The 14,380-nt window shown below is 65.0% G+C and carries 14 protein-coding genes; 2 read left to right on the top strand and 12 right to left on the bottom strand.

The window, feature by feature from the left end:
- Positions 1-33 precede the first annotated feature (33 nt).
- Positions 34-1,482 carry a GTPase HflX gene (gene hflX / locus ON04_RS10730; RefSeq protein WP_010541620.1) on the bottom strand — a complete coding sequence of 483 codons (1,449 nt, stop codon included), beginning with the start codon at positions 1,480-1,482 and terminating at the stop codon, positions 34-36.
- A gap of 54 nt (positions 1,483-1,536) precedes the next feature.
- Positions 1,537-2,424: a diaminopimelate epimerase gene (gene dapF / locus ON04_RS10725; protein ID WP_010541619.1), complete on the bottom strand. Its 888-nt coding sequence runs from the start codon at positions 2,422-2,424 to the stop codon at positions 1,537-1,539.
- Between the two features lie 118 nt (positions 2,425-2,542).
- Here dapF and ON04_RS10720 point away from each other — a divergent pair, with 118 nt between their 5' ends.
- A complete protein-coding gene (locus ON04_RS10720) occupies positions 2,543-4,723 on the top strand; it encodes a malate synthase G (RefSeq protein ID WP_010541618.1) in 2,181 nt (726 codons plus the stop codon).
- A 67-nt stretch (positions 4,724-4,790) separates the two neighbouring features.
- On the opposite strand, the gene ON04_RS10715 is transcribed toward ON04_RS10720, so the two are convergent.
- From ON04_RS10715 to ON04_RS10705, 3 genes are read right to left on the bottom strand one after another with little or no spacing between them, the layout of a single operon-like run.
- Positions 4,791-5,537, bottom strand: a complete 747-nt coding sequence (locus tag ON04_RS10715; RefSeq protein ID WP_010541617.1) for an IclR family transcriptional regulator — start codon at positions 5,535-5,537, stop codon at positions 4,791-4,793.
- A complete protein-coding gene (gene miaA, locus ON04_RS10710) occupies positions 5,534-6,487 on the bottom strand; it encodes a tRNA (adenosine(37)-N6)-dimethylallyltransferase MiaA (protein WP_010541616.1) in 954 nt (317 codons plus the stop codon). Before miaA ends, ON04_RS10715 begins: the two co-directional genes overlap by 4 nt.
- Positions 6,484-7,182, bottom strand: coding sequence for a class III extradiol ring-cleavage dioxygenase family protein (locus tag ON04_RS10705; protein WP_010541615.1), 699 nt, complete (start codon positions 7,180-7,182; stop codon positions 6,484-6,486). The genes miaA and ON04_RS10705 overlap by 4 nt, the downstream gene beginning before the upstream one ends.
- A 186-nt stretch (positions 7,183-7,368) precedes the next feature.
- On the opposite strand from ON04_RS10705, the gene ON04_RS10700 reads away from it, so the two are divergent.
- Positions 7,369-8,742, top strand: a complete 1,374-nt coding sequence (locus tag ON04_RS10700; protein ID WP_029458250.1) for a DUF349 domain-containing protein — start codon at positions 7,369-7,371, stop codon at positions 8,740-8,742.
- A 16-nt stretch (positions 8,743-8,758) separates the two neighbouring features.
- Here the strand turns inward: ON04_RS10700 and ON04_RS10695 are convergent, their stop codons facing one another.
- The 7 genes from ON04_RS10695 to ON04_RS10665 form a co-directional block, all read right to left on the bottom strand.
- Positions 8,759-9,340, bottom strand: coding sequence for an Rv2732c family membrane protein (locus ON04_RS10695; RefSeq protein WP_029458248.1), 582 nt, complete (start codon positions 9,338-9,340; stop codon positions 8,759-8,761).
- Positions 9,328-10,959: a tRNA (N6-isopentenyl adenosine(37)-C2)-methylthiotransferase MiaB gene (miaB, locus tag ON04_RS10690; protein ID WP_420795347.1), complete on the bottom strand. Its 1,632-nt coding sequence runs from the start codon at positions 10,957-10,959 to the stop codon at positions 9,328-9,330. The genes ON04_RS10695 and miaB overlap by 13 nt, the downstream gene beginning before the upstream one ends.
- Positions 10,935-11,501 (bottom strand): regulatory protein RecX, encoded by a 567-nt coding sequence (locus ON04_RS10685; RefSeq protein ID WP_010541611.1) that lies wholly within the window; start codon positions 11,499-11,501, stop codon positions 10,935-10,937. The genes miaB and ON04_RS10685 overlap by 25 nt, the downstream gene beginning before the upstream one ends.
- A gap of 41 nt (positions 11,502-11,542) precedes the next feature.
- Entirely contained in the window at positions 11,543-12,646 is a 1,104-nt protein-coding gene (gene recA / locus ON04_RS10680; RefSeq protein WP_010541610.1) for a recombinase RecA, read from the bottom strand.
- Positions 12,647-12,872: 226 nt separating this feature from the next.
- Positions 12,873-13,067, bottom strand: coding sequence for a DUF3046 domain-containing protein (locus ON04_RS10675; RefSeq protein ID WP_010541609.1), 195 nt, complete (start codon positions 13,065-13,067; stop codon positions 12,873-12,875).
- Between the two features lie 69 nt (positions 13,068-13,136).
- A complete protein-coding gene (locus ON04_RS10670; protein ID WP_010541608.1) occupies positions 13,137-13,964 on the bottom strand; it encodes a PspA/IM30 family protein in 828 nt (275 codons plus the stop codon).
- A 96-nt stretch (positions 13,965-14,060) separates the two neighbouring features.
- Positions 14,061-14,375 carry a helix-turn-helix domain-containing protein gene (locus tag ON04_RS10665; protein WP_010541607.1) on the bottom strand — a complete coding sequence of 105 codons (315 nt, stop codon included), beginning with the start codon at positions 14,373-14,375 and terminating at the stop codon, positions 14,061-14,063.
- Between the last annotated feature and the right edge of the window lie 5 nt (positions 14,376-14,380).

The raw sequence follows: 14,380 nt of genomic DNA, 5'->3' as shown, positions 1-14,380 counted from the left end.
TAGACCGTAACGCCGCCGTCTGACCTGAGAAGGTCAGGCGGCGCCGTCTCGTGTGCCGTCCGAGCGGAAGTCCTCAAGTTCTCCGGCGACGGAGGCCGGTATTCTCACCACGATTCGAGTGCCATCCTGCGTGTGCATCTCGTCCAGCACTGCGCCCTCCGCGTGAACGCGCGAGACCACGTCTCCACGGGTATACGGGATATCCAGCGTCACGAGCGTGTCCCCCGACGCCACGATCTCCATAATCCGTTGGAGTAGCTGCTCAATGCCTTCTCCGGTGACGGCCGAAACGAACTCGGCGTCGGGTAGAGCATGATGCAGCTCTGTCAGCACGAGTGGGTCAGCTGCGTCTATTTTGTTGATGACGACTAGTTCACGGGGTCGTTCCGCGTTTTGCTCCTCAACGACCTCGTTGATGACTTTCCGGACAGCCTCGATCTGGCGCAGCGGGAACATATCGGAACCATCCACAACGTGGAGCAGCAACTCCGAGTCCACAACTTCCTCGAGAGTTGATCGAAATGCCTCGACTAGCTGAGTCGGAAGGTGGCGGACGAATCCGACAGTGTCAGTGAAGACCACTGCACGCCCGTCAGGGAGTTCCGCCCGGCGAGTAGTGGGGTCGAGCGTTGCGAACAGTGCGTCCTGAACGAGAACCCCCGCACCGGTGATCCGGTTGAGCAGGCTCGACTTCCCGGCGTTCGTGTACCCCGCGATGGCGATCGAGGGCACCGGCGTCGCGCGCCTGCGGTGCCGTTTGGTGTCGCGCGCCTGCTTCATCCCCTTGATCTCGCGCCGCAACCGTGCCATTCGCTCACGAATCCGGCGCCGATCGGTTTCGATTTTGGTCTCACCCGGTCCACGCAGCCCCACGCCGCCGTTGGCCCCGGCCCGCCCGCCCGCTTGACGGGACATTGATTCACCCCATCCGCGGAGCCGCGGCATCATGTATTCCATCTGCGCCAGAGAGACCTGGGCCTTGCCCTCGCGGCTCGTGGCGTGCTGAGCGAAGATGTCGAGGATCAGCGCCGTGCGGTCGATCACCTTGACGTTGACCGCCTTCTCCAAAGCGAGAAGTTGACCGCCGGTGAGCTCACCGTCGCAGATAACGGTGTCCGCGCCAGTCGCTGAGATGACCTCCTTCAGCACGGCCACTTTGCCCGAACCGATGTAGGTCGAGGCGTCAGGTTTGTCGCGTCGTTGGATGAGTGCGTCACAGACCTCCGAGCCGGCGGTCTCCGCCAACTGCGCGAGCTCTGACATCGCTGCGTCGGCCTGAGCTGCGTTGCCCTCGGTCCAGACACCCACGAGTACGACTCGCTCCAATCGGAGCTGCCGGTACTCGGCGTCGTGGACATCCTCGAGTTCGGTGGACAACCCGGCGACTCGTCGCAAGGAGGAACGTTCCTCTAGCTGCAGCTCGCCGATAGAAGGGTTGAGGTCGCGTGTGCGCCGGTCAGGCGCGGTGTCATCAGTAGTCATTCCTCATCATCATCTCACAGTCCGCGAGGGCGTGCAGTGCGCCGAAGGCGCTTGTCACGTCCCGCCGAGTGTTCCTCGCGCGACTAGTGCCGACGGTCCCGTGAGTGTTGAACCGTTCTCGCCGAGACTTACGGTGACTTCTCCCCCGCGTACCTTGACCACGACATCACCGGTGCGTCGACCCGAATCGGCGAGTGCGGCGACCGCGGTGGCCACAATTCCGGTGCCACAGGACATCGTCTCGCCGGAACCGCGTTCGTGGACCCGCATCCGGACGACACCGTCGGAGATCGGGGTGGCTATCTCGACGTTCACACCATTGGGAAAGAACGCAGTATCGAAGACCGGGGCTTCGTCAACTGGCAGGGAGTCGAGCCCGGTCACGTCGAGGCCGGGGACGATGCACGCCAGGTGGGGGTTGCCCATGTCGATGGCGAGTCCCGCGAACGAGCGTCCCCCTAACTCGGCGGCGGAGACACCGAGCAATTTCGGCGACCCCATATCGACACGGACCACCGCGTCGTGCCCGCTGCGGGAGAGAATCTCCGCAGTTCGCGCACCCGAGCGCGTGCCGACGCGAATCGCACCCACTTCGGCTCGACCTGTGGCAACCAACGCGTGCGCAAAAACTCGGACACCGTTTCCGCACATCTCCGCTATCGACCCGTCTGCGTTGCGATAGTCCATGAACCAGTCCGCCGGGTCGACGCCGTTGGGCAGCGTGTCGAGAACGCCGCGGTCGAGTAGTGCTCCCGATTTGGCAATACGGATCACCCCGTCCGCACCGATACCGCCACGGCGAGCACACAGCGCCCTGACCAGCTCGGGATCGAGATCGATCTCCACGGAATCGTCCGGAATGATCACGAAGTCATTAAGGGTGCCATGCCCCTTGAGGAAGGAGATGCCGTCGCGGGCGCTCGCCGGGCGCGCTGAATCCATGGGGGTGATCGTACCTCCGGACTCCTTAGTTCCACCCTGCGGAAAAGTCGGATGAACCCAAACCAGGTGCCCACTAGAGTCGTGCACAAGAACGATCCCCTACTCAAGGAGAGCATCGATGTCCGAACGCATCACCGTCGGCGGTATCCAGGTGGACAAGGTCCTGTACGACTTCGTCAACGACCAGGCGATCCCGGGCACGGGCATCGACCCCGACGCGTTCTGGGCTGGTGCGTCCGAGATCTTCACGGACCTCGCTCCCCGTAACCGCGAGCTCCTGGATAAGCGTGACGAGCTGCAGACCAGGATCGACACCTGGCACCATGAGAACCCCGCGCCGATCGACCCGGCCGCATACAAGGCGTTCCTAGAGGAGATCGGGTACCTCGTTCCCGAGCCGGGCTCCGTCGCCGTGAACACCGAAAACGTAGACGATGAGATCGCTACCGTGGCTGGCCCTCAGCTGGTCGTGCCCATCATGAATGCCCGTTTTGCGATCAACGCCGGTAACGCGCGCTGGGGCTCGCTGTACGACGCGCTCTACGGCACGGACGCCATCCCGGAGACGGACGGAGCAGAGCCGGGCTCCTCCTATAACAAGGTGCGCGGCGACCGGGTTATCGCCTGGGCGCGTGAATTCCTGGACGACGCAGCCCCGCTGGCCTCGGGAAGTCACGTGGGCAGCACGGGTTACGCCGTGGTCGACGGAGGCCTGCAGGTCACGCTCGCAGACGGTTCCACCACCGCGCTCGCTTCCGCCGATCAGTTCGTCGGCTTCCTCGGTGACCAGTCCTCGCCTTCCTCGGTGCTGCTGCGCAATAACGGGCTCCATATCGATATCCAGATCGATGCAGATTCCCCGATCGGGTCCACCGACGCAGCCGGGGTGAAGGATTTGGTGCTCGAGTCCGCTGTCACCACGATCATGGACTTCGAGGACTCTGTCGCAGCCGTGGATGCCGAGGACAAAACCCTCGGGTACGGCAACTGGCTGGGACTGATGAAGGGTGACCTCGCGGAGGAGATCTCCAAGGGTGGAAAGACCTTCACCCGCGTCCTCAACGACGACCGTGTCTATCTCGCTCCTGACGGGTCGGGCGAGATGCGCCTCCACGGCCGTTCCATGCTGTTCGTGCGCAACGTCGGCCACCTGATGACCAACCCGGCCGTGCTCGACGCGGAGGGTAACGAGATGCCGGAGGGCATCCTGGACGCGCTCGTGACCTCTCTCGGCGGCATGCACGGGATCGCCACGGAAAACCAGCGCGGTAACAGCCGCACGAGGTCCATCTACATCGTGAAGCCCAAGCAGCACGGCCCCGCCGAGGTCGCATTCACCTCTGAGCTGTTCGGTCGAGTCGAAAAGGTTCTCGGTCTTCCCGCCAACACGCTCAAGGTCGGCATCATGGACGAGGAGCGTCGCACCTCGGTCAACCTCGCTGCGTGCATCGCCGAGGCGACCGAGCGCGTCGTGTTCATCAATACCGGCTTCCTCGACCGCACCGGCGATGAGATCCACACCTCCATGGAGGCCGGGCCGATGATCCGCAAGGGCGAGATGAAGGGCGCCCGCTGGATGAACGCTTACGAGGACTTCAACGTCGACACCGGTCTGGCCTGTGGTCTACGTGGTCGCGCCCAGATCGGCAAGGGGATGTGGGCCAAGACCGACCTCATGGCCGAGATGCTCGCCGAGAAGATCGGTCAGCCGAAGGCGGGGGCCAACACCGCATGGGTGCCCTCCCCGACCGGCGCGACCCTGCACGCGACGCATTACCACCGCGTCAACGTGATGGCCCGTCAGGAAGAATTGCTCGCCGGCGGCCCGCGTGCGTCAGTGGACGACATCCTCACCGTTCCGCTCGCACCCTCTACGGACTGGTCGGACGCGGAGAAGAAGGAGGAGGTCGACAACTCCTGCCAGACGATCCTCGGTTACGTTGTCCGATGGGTAGAACAGGGAGTCGGCGTCTCCAAGGTGCCGGATATCCACGATGTGAACCTGATGGAGGACCGGGCCACCCTACGGATCTCCTCGCAATTGCTGGCCAACTGGATCCGTCACGACATCGTCAACGCTGAGTTCGTTGAGGACTCGCTGCGTCGGATGGCTGAGGTGGTGGATACGCAGAATGCCGGGGATGACGCGTACCGCAACATGGCGCCGGACGTCGAGAAGTCAATCGCATGGCAGGCCGCCCGCGAGCTGATCCTCGAGGGCACCAGCCAACCGTCCGGTTACACCGAGCCGATCCTGCACCGTCGTCGTCGGGAGTTCAAGGCCGCCAACGGCCTGTAGCAGTCACCGGCAAGCAACGCGCGAGACCCGCCACCCGAGTTCGCGGATGGCGGGTCTCGTGCCGAATTCAGGACTGCAGTGCTGCCACCGCACTGCGAAGGATGTCAACTGCGGCGTCCCGCCGATCCTTGGTGAACCTGGCCTCGGGACCCGACGCGGAGATCGCGAACGCCGCCTCACCGACCCCCACGGCGATGGCCACACAGCGAACACCCTCTTCCTGCTCGGACTCATCCGTAGCGAAGCCGCAACGACGCACCCCGCGGATCTCATCCAGTAACTCGGACGGTTCGGTGACGGTCGATTCCGTATAGCGACGCATGCCGGTGCGCCGCAGCATCGCGAGGATCTCGTCGTCGTCGTCTCCGGCCACCAAGGCCTTGCCCACGGCGGTGCAGTGGACATCCACACGACGACCCACCTCAGTGAACATCCGCATCGAGTGCGGCGACGGGACCTGGGCTAGGTACACCACGCCGTCACCCTCGCGGACGGCCATGTTTGCGGTCTCGCCGGTGCCCGCGACCACTGCGGCCAGCACGGGCTCGGCCCACGAGGCTGTGGCTCGTTGTGCCGCGTCTCCGATCCGTTGGAGGCGAGGCCCCAGGAGGTAGTCGCGACGGGCGTCGCGGCGGAGATGTCCGGATTCGGCGAGGGTCGCACAGAGCCGGTGCACGGTGGCGGCGGCCAGCCCGGTATCGGCGGCCAGTTCGCCGAGTGACGCTCGTCCGCCCCGCTGACTCAACGCGTCGAGCAGAGCGAACGCGCGGTCTACCGACTGAACCCTTCCTCGCCCCGGGTTCGGACTAGTCATAGGGATTCCTTCCCGAGAAACTCCAGGGCGGATTGCAATGGGGGGACAGCGTCGTCGGCGATACCGATCGTGTCGGTGTCCACCCAGTGAATGCGGTGATCGCGGCCGAACCAGGACCGTTGACGACGCACATAGCGGCGGGTACCGATCACCGTGCGCTCCTCTGCGCGAGCGAGGCCGTCGAGGTTGATCCGCTGTCCGTCGTCCATCTCGTCGAGTACCTGCGCGTAACCGATGGCGCGGCGGGCTGTGACCCCCTCGAGTAGGCCCGCGCCGATCAGGGTCCGGACCTCGTCAACCAATCCGTCGGTAAACATGCGCGCGGTCCGGATAGCCAAACGTTCGTCGAGTTCCGGCTGTGCACATCGCAGACCGATGATCCGGGTCCCCCACCGGGGTTCACCGATTGTCGGGCGGGACGCGGAGAACGGCTTGCCGGTCAGCTCACCGACCTCCAACGCCCGCACGGTGCGGCGGGGGTCCGTCGGCAGGATGGTCCGAGCGGCCTCCGGATCCACCTTCGCGAGCTCGGTGTGAAGTGCCTCCACGCCGATCTCCGCCAATCGGTTCTCGTAGCGCGCGCGAACATCGGGGTCGGTGTCTGGGATCGTCCAGCCGTCGACGAGCGCCTGGATGTACATCATCGAACCGCCGCATACGATCGGGACGTTTCCGCGGTCACGGATCGCTGCGATCTCGATTTCCGCTTCCCGCCGGAAGTCAGCGACGCTGGCCGTCTCTGTCACGTCGAGAACATCGAACATGTGATGTGGGATCCCCCGACGCTCGGACGGGTGGAGTTTGGCGGTCCCGATATCCATGCCGCGGTACTGCTGCATCGCGTCGCAATTGACCACCTCGCCGCCGAGCCTCTGGGCCAGGTCCAGCGCCAGCTCCGACTTGCCGGTCCCTGTCGGGCCCACGACCGCGATAGGGACGGGAGCGCTCATCCCGCCGCTCCGGACCGGTACTCCGCAGGGTGCGGAACGTCGTCCCAGACCGCGTGGTGGTAGCCGACTCCGAATGGTGCCCACGAGTCCGCCGCGTTCGGTTGACGACCGTCGGTGGTTTCCGCCAGCAGCAACCAGGCGGGACGGCTCCACCAACCAACCTCATCAGCAACCTCCCGGCCCGGGTCGGGGAGCTTGCCTCCGGTCCGCAGCCATCCGGTCAGCCGGGCGTCGAGATCGACGCCGCGAGGATCCTCCGGCACGGGAGCGCGGGGAGTGAGTGACGCGGCGCCATCCGCCACGATGACGACGAGTTCGCCCTCCGATGCCTTTAGGGTGTGCGGCGATTCGCTTGTCACGCCCGTGAACGCCCTCGGTAGGGCGATGCCCGCGCGGTCGAGCAGCCACCAGGCGATCAATGCGGCGTCGGGTACCCGGTCGTGATCCGCCAGCCGAGAACCGGGCCGCCCCACGGGGACGTCGGCTCCCCACCGGGCCAACGTCGAACGCACGTCAACGACCGTCCGACCACCGGGATCCGTCCCGTAGACCCGTACCCCGGTCGCTGCCACCGCGGTCCGCCGGAGCGTATCCACAATCTGGTCGATCTGGCGCGCGGAATCCTCCGCGGCGAATCCGGACAACTCCGGCACCATGACTGGGGCGCCGGGGACCAGAATGACTGAGATGCTCACACCACGAAACCTTACTAACCGGCTCCGACCCCGCCGACCGTGACTCGCGGGGCATACAGCGGACACCCGGGCGGAGGTTGGTACACACTAGGGGGATGCCGTCCCGAGTCGAGGGGCGGCGAGGCGACGACCGGTGCGAACCCGGCGACGGTGCCGTGTCACGCGGCAGAATGAAACGAGGACGAGATGACCGAGCAGTCACCCACCGACCACAACGGCCCGGCCACAGGTGGGGCGTCACCAACCCCCGGCCCCAGGCCCGGCCCGCCCTCACCGGCCGCACTGGCCCGCAAGGTGGCTCCCCGTACAGCACCAATGGCCGAGCCACGGATGGCACGCGCATCGGATCCGTCTGAGTGGGGCCGCGTCGACGAGTCGGGCACGGTCTTCGTCCGTACAGCGGACGGTGAGCGTGAGGTGGGCTCCTGGCAGGCTGGGGCGCCGGAGGAGGGGCTCGCGCACTTCGGGTTGAGGTTCGATGATCTCGCCGCTGAGGTGGCACTGCTGGAGGCCCGCCTCGACTCACACCCCCAGGACGCCCGTAAGACCCGGACCTCGGCAGAGTCCCTGGCTGAGCAGATTCCGACCGCCGCCGTCGTCGGCGACCTGGACTCCCTCGCCTCTCGTGTTGCCGGTGTGATCGAACGTTCCGGGGAAGTCGAGACACGGGCAAAGCAGCACAAGGACGAGCAGCGCGCCGCAGCGATTTCGCGTAAGGAGGCCCTGGCCACAGAGGCGGAGGCTATCGGCGAGTCCTCAACGCAGTGGAAAGCCGCCGGCGACCGGTTGCGGGAGATCCTCGACGAGTGGAAAACGATCCGGGGCATCGACCGGAAGACGGACGACGCGTTGTGGAAGCGCTTCTTCAAGGCGCGCGAGGCGTTCAACCGACGCCGCGGATCACATTTCGCAGAACTCGACCGCACTCGTGCGTCGGTGAAGCGAGTCAAGGAGGACCTTGTTGAGCGCGCGGAGACGATTTCCATGTCGACTGAGTGGAACGACACCGCCACCGCGTTCCGTCGGTTGATGGACGAGTGGAAAGCCGCCGGGCGTGCTCCTCGCGAGGCTGACGACGCCCTCTGGAAGCGGTTCAAGGCCGCACAGGATAAATTCTTCGACGCTCGACACGCTGCGGCCGCGGAGCGCGACGCTGAGTTTGAGGTCAATGCGTCGGCGAAGGAAGCACTACTCGCCGAGTTCGAGGGTCGTATCAATCCATCGGCGGGCTTGGAGGCTGCGCGGTCGGCATTGCGTCAGCTCCAGTCACGGTGGGAGGAGATCGGCAAGGTACCCCGCGACAAGATGGGAAAGCTCGAGGGTCGTATCCGTGCCCTGGAGAAGTCGGTCTCCGACGCTGCCGATACCGAGTGGCGTCGTACTGACCCGGAGGCCAAGGCCCGCGCGGGTCAGTTCTGGGACCGGGTGCGGGACTTCGAGGATCAGGCGGCCAAGGCCGAGTCTGCCGGCAAGGCAGAGGACGCGGCCAAGGCCCGCGCGCAGGCAGCCCAGTGGAAGGAGTGGGCGGAGGCCGCAGAGAACGCCGTCGACACCCGCTGAACGCTGGCGATCTGGGTCATTCGCCGTCGCCGTGGCGCGCGGACTCCTCGAGCACACGCTGCTCCGGGACCCGCGCCCACAGCACGGCGGCGAGGAAACCCACCAGCAGGAAGACGAGGATCTCGCTGATATAGAGCCCGATCCCCGGCGCGCCGAAGTTCTCGAAATCCGGGTTCGGTCCACGACCGGACTGCCGAAGCCAGATCGCGAGGACCCCATAGACGGCAGCCACACATGTCGCACTCCACGCGATCCCGGCCGCCCACCATTTCTGGGTGAGGATCATCGTGCCGCCGAACAGGATGGTGCCGACGGAATAGAGAAGCACGAACAGGTGCGAAGGCAGTGACGTCTGTTGCTCACGGGCGACATCGGTGAAAAACAGTACGTCGAACCCTCGGACGCCCGCACTGTGTGGCAGCGCAAGCGCTACCGCAAGCAGCACGATCAGGACCGCAGACACGAGGTAGGCCTTACCGATCACAAGGGTGCGGCCGAGAACCCGGTCCTTGTTCCGTAGGTCCGACTCGGCCTTCTGTGTGACTTCCATAATCCCCGCGATGGGGTCGGGCCGATCTTCGGTGCTCACGTGTGGCATCCCTTCTCGGTGGTGTCGGCGTCGATTTCGACCACGCCGGTGTCACGTCGGAGTGTGGGAAGGCCCAGTCCGACGCCGATCGGTGGTGTCTCCGGCTTCTCGCCCGCCTCGTGGCGGTCACCCGCGCGGGTCCTGCGATGGCTCAAGACGCCATCGTCTGCGAGCAGATGCGACGGCGCCGCCCTGGTGATCGATGTGGTGATCATGTCGCCCGGCCTGACGGGCCCGATCTGGTCGCCGATCGGAGCGAAGTGGACGAGTCGACCGTCGCGAGCCCTGCCGGTCATCCGGGCAGTCGCGGCGTCTTTTCGACCCTGGTCGGCGGTCACGAGCAGTTCGACGACGCCTCCGACCTGCTTCTGGTTCTCCTCTAGGGTGATCCGGTCCTGAAGATCAATCAACCGTTCGTAACGTTCCTGCACGACGGCTTTGGGGACTTGGTCCGCCATGGTCGCCGCCGGAGTACCCGGGCGCGGCGAGTATTGGAAGGTGAATGCACTGCTGAAGCGGGCCTTCTCGACGACGTCAAGGGTGGCCTGAAAATCCTCTTCGGTCTCACCGGGGAACCCGACGATGATGTCGGTCGTGATCGCGGCGTGGGGCATCGCCACCCTGACGCGGTCCAGGATCCCGAGAAATTTTTCCGATCTGTACGATCGCCGCATCGCACGCAGTACCCTGTCGGATCCGGATTGAAGCGGCATGTGCAGTTGGGGACATACCGTGGGAGTGGAGGCCATCGCCTCGATCACGTCATCAGTGAACTCAGCCGGGTGTGGCGAGGTGAACCTTATACGTTCGATCCCCTCGATCCGGCCAGCGGCGCGGAGCAGTTTAGCGAAGGCTCCCTTGTCGGACGGCTCCTCGAGATCGTGGAAAGACCGACCGTAGGCATTGACGTTCTGTCCGAGCAGGGTGACCTCGAGAACCCCTTCGTCGGCGAGTGCCTGCATCTCGGCCAGGACCTCTCCTGGTCTACGGTCGACTTCTTTGCCCCGCAGGGAGGGCACAATGCAGAAGGTGCAGGTGTTGTTACAGCCGACGGAGACGGACACCCAGCCGGCGTACGCCGATTCGCGTGTCGCCGGCAACGTCGACGGGAAATGCTGGAGGGAATCTGCTATCTCGATCTCAGCACGCTGGTTGTGGCGCGACCGGTCGAGGAGGGTCGGCAGGTGACCGAGGTTGTGAGTTCCAAAGACCACGTCCACCCATGGGGCCCGGGAGACCACGACATCTTTGTCTTTCTGCGCCAGGCAACCACCGACCGCAATCTGTAATCGCGGATTTGCGTCCTTCCACGGTCGTAGGTTCCCGAGCGTGCCGTACAGGCGGTTGTCCGCATTTTCGCGAACAGCGCAGGTATTGAACACTACGAGGTCGGGAAGCTGACCGGTCGAGGGATCGGCGTCGCCCTGAAAGGGCACGTATCCGGCGGCGTCGAGCACGCCGGAAAGCCGTTCGGAGTCATGAACGTTCATCTGACATCCGAAAGTGCGTACCTGATAGGTGCGTCCGTCGACGCCCTCCGTGAGAGCGCCCTCCTCCGCCGGCTGCAGGTCGGTTACGAGAGAATCCACGCAGGCCAGGGTACTCAGCACGAGGCGTAGGCCGCCAATTCGGCGTTGACCACCGACATCGCCAACCCCGTCGGATAGCCCCGCCTGGCCAGATAGGCCAGGAGCCTCCGCTTCTCCCCCTGGAGATCGGCCACGGATTGACTGGAGGCGGGCTTGCGTGCCAGGCGCGCCCTCACGAGCTCCGTGGCCTGTTCGCGATCGTCCGAATCGTCGATGTTTGCCACCGCGCCCGTGATATGCCTCTCGGCCACACCCTTGTTCCGGAGTTCGCGTTCGAGTGCGCCCCGCGACCGTCCGCGCCTGCGCCGCCGACCACGAACCCATTCTTCGGCGAACTCCGCGTCGTCGACAAGACCCCACACCCTGAGACGGCTCACAGCCTCGTCGACCGCTTCCGGGGCATACTCTCTGGCGAGCAGCCGTTCTCGGAGCTCGTGCTCGCTACGCGGCCGGTACCGCAGAAGGCGCAAAGCTGCCGCGGCTGCCTCATGGGCTTCGGGAGCCAAGGGCGGCAGGTCCGACGAGCCTGAGGGGCGTGACTCCACGGCGGCGATGGCGGCGCGGAGATCGTCTGCATCCACAGGTTCGTCCGACCCGACGCCTCGGCGACCAGAAATGGTCATCAGAACTCGACGGGCACCACGTCGATCGGCGCGTCCTCGTCAGACTCCGCCTCGATCTCCGCGAGTTCCGCGCCGGCACCGATGTTGAGCTTGTCCAAGATCTTTCGCTCGATCTCATCGCGGACTGACGGGTTGTCCTTAAGATACCGGCGGGCATTCTCCTTACCTTGACCGAGCTGGTCCGGACCATATGTGAACCACGATCCGGACTTCTTGATGAACCCGTTGTCCACCCCCATGTCGATGAGCGAGCCCTCGCGGCTGATGCCCTCGCCGTAGATGATGTCGAACTCGGCGATCTTGAACGGCGGTGCGACCTTGTTCTTGACGACCTTCACCTTGGTTCGGTTACCAACTGCATCGGCACCGTCCTTCAAGGTCTCGATTCGGCGGACGTCCAGCCGCACGGATGCGTAGAACTTCAGGGCCTTACCACCGGTGGTGGTCTCGGGCGAGCCGAACATCACACCGATCTTCTCGCGGAGCTGGTTGATGAATACAGCGGTGGTGCCGGTGTTGTGCAACGCGCCAGTCATCTTCCGGAGCGCCTGGCTCATGAGCCGGGCCTGCAAACCCACGTGGCTGTCGCCCATCTCACCCTCGATCTCCGCACGCGGGACCAGCGCCGCCACGGAGTCGATCACCAGGATGTCGATCGCACCTGACTTGACGAGCATGTCGGCGATCTCGAGCGCCTGCTCACCGGTGTCGGGCTGCGAAACGATCAGGTTGTCCGTATCTACGCCGAGTTTGCGGGCGTACTCGGGATCGAGCGCGTGCTCCGCGTCGATGAACGCCGCGATCCCGCCAGCAGCCTGGGCATTGGCTACAGCGTGCAGAGCGACAGTGGTCTTACCCGAGGACTCTGGGCCGTAGATCTCGACGACGCGGCCACGGGGAAAGCCGCCCACACCCAAGGCGACGTCGAGGGACAATGCACCCGAAGGAATGACTTGAATGGGGGGCCGGTTGTCGTCGCCCAGTCGCATGACGGAGCCCTTGCCGTAGGCTTTGTCGATCTGAGCCAGAGCAAGCTCCAGTGCCTGCTCACGATTTTGTGCGACTCCGGGCTTACCCGTGCTTGTCTTGGCCTTAGCTGCCATGTGCCTGCTCCGTTCGTGCTCGACCCCCGGCACGCCGCCGATCGGTCTGTGTGGTCATCACTCGCGGACGTTACGGGCCGGGTACGACACGAATCGTCCTACGAGGCCCGGCGACCGCTCCCTGTGGAGGGACGACGCCGTGTGGATAACGGCAACCCGTCGTCATGTCCATCCCACTATAGGCGAACGGGTGTTCGAGAGCGAACGACACGCCGCCCGGGAACGGTTAGCGCAAATGTTCGGAGACATCGAACTCACTGCACAGGGCCAGCCAGACCTGTTTCACGGACTGCCCCGCATCGATCGCCTCCTGCGCCGTCTGACCACCGCAGGCAGCCAGATTGTGTGTGCGGATCAAGTGGTCGGCCCGAAGATCGCCGAAAGCCTCGACGGTCCTGGCCTGAAACTCGGTGAGAGTCACCTGCCCCTCCTCCGTTTGGGACGACAACGGGCCGTCGGCAAACCCGCCGACGGCCCGCTACCTGTCAGATCACTGTTGTTCGGTCTGCGCCTGCTGCTGCGGCGGTGTGGACGGCTGGGCCTGCCCCTGCCCCAATTGACCGGCAGAGCCGGTGCCCTGGCCGAGTTGCCCACCCTCGGCCTTCATTGACGCACGGATCTGCTCGAGTCGACTGTGGCCCGCCATCTGCGTCGAGGCCTGCTCGACCTCGAGCATGCGTCCCTGAACGGAATTTTGTGCGAGCTCTGCGGATCCTAATGCGTTGGCGTAGCGGCGCTCGATCTTGTCGCGCACCTGGTCCAAGTTCGGGGTGTTGCCACCGGAAGACACCTCGGACATCGACTGCAATGAGGCACTGACCTGCTCCTGCATCTTCGCCTGCTCGAGCTGGCTCAGGAGCTTCGTTCGCTCGGCGACCCTCTGCTGCAACACCATCGCATTCTGTTCGACGGCCTTCTTGGCCTGGCCCGCCGCCTGCAATGACTGGTCGTGCAGCCCCTTGAGGTCTTCGACGTTCTGCTCAGCAGTCACGAGCTGAGCAGCAAACGCCTCGGCGGCGTTCTCGTACTCCGTCGCCTTCTGCACATCGCCGTTCTGGTGAGCCTGCTCGGACATCTGGAGAGCCTGCCGGGTCGAGCCCTGCAACTTCTCGATATCGGCGAGCTGGCGATTGAGCTTCATCTCCAGCTGGCGCTGATTGCCGATGACGGCAGCCGCCTGCTGGGACAGTTGCTGATGCTGACGCTGGGCGTCGGCGATAGCCTGCTGGATCTGGACCTTGGGATCGGCCTTCTCGTCGATCTTCGAATCGAACAACGCCATCAGGTAGCGCCATGCCTTGGTGAATGGATTGGCCATCGCTGCGTAGTGTCCTTCTGCCGATTCGGACGACGGGTCGATACCACGGTACCGAACAACGCCGACGGGCGAGCGGCGGGCGTCACCCGCCGGAGCTCAGGCCGCGAGCACGGGGTCGGTGATAGTCCCGGGGGGTGAGACCTCGAAAGCCGCGCGGATGAGAATCTCGCCCAGAGAGACGTCAAGGGCGCCGGAGATCGAGGCGAGGAGTTCGCTCGAGGCCTCCTTGCGGCCGCGTTCGATCTCCGAGAGGTAGCCGGGACTCACCCGGGCGGCGTCGGCCACGTCCCGCAGCGTGCGACCGGTCTCGCCGCGTAGTCCACGCAGTACGTTCCCGAGAGTCTCGCGCAGCAGAGGTGGCCCGCTCCGGTGGTCCGGTCGGGGCAGCGTGGTCATCTGGATGTTCGGCATCACGG

Source organism: Dietzia alimentaria 72 (genome assembly GCF_000226215.1).
GTDB classification, from domain to species: Bacteria; Actinomycetota; Actinomycetes; order Mycobacteriales; family Mycobacteriaceae; genus Dietzia; species Dietzia alimentaria.
Note: the sequence above shows the minus strand (reverse complement) of the source record. Positions and strands in the feature narration are given on the sequence as shown.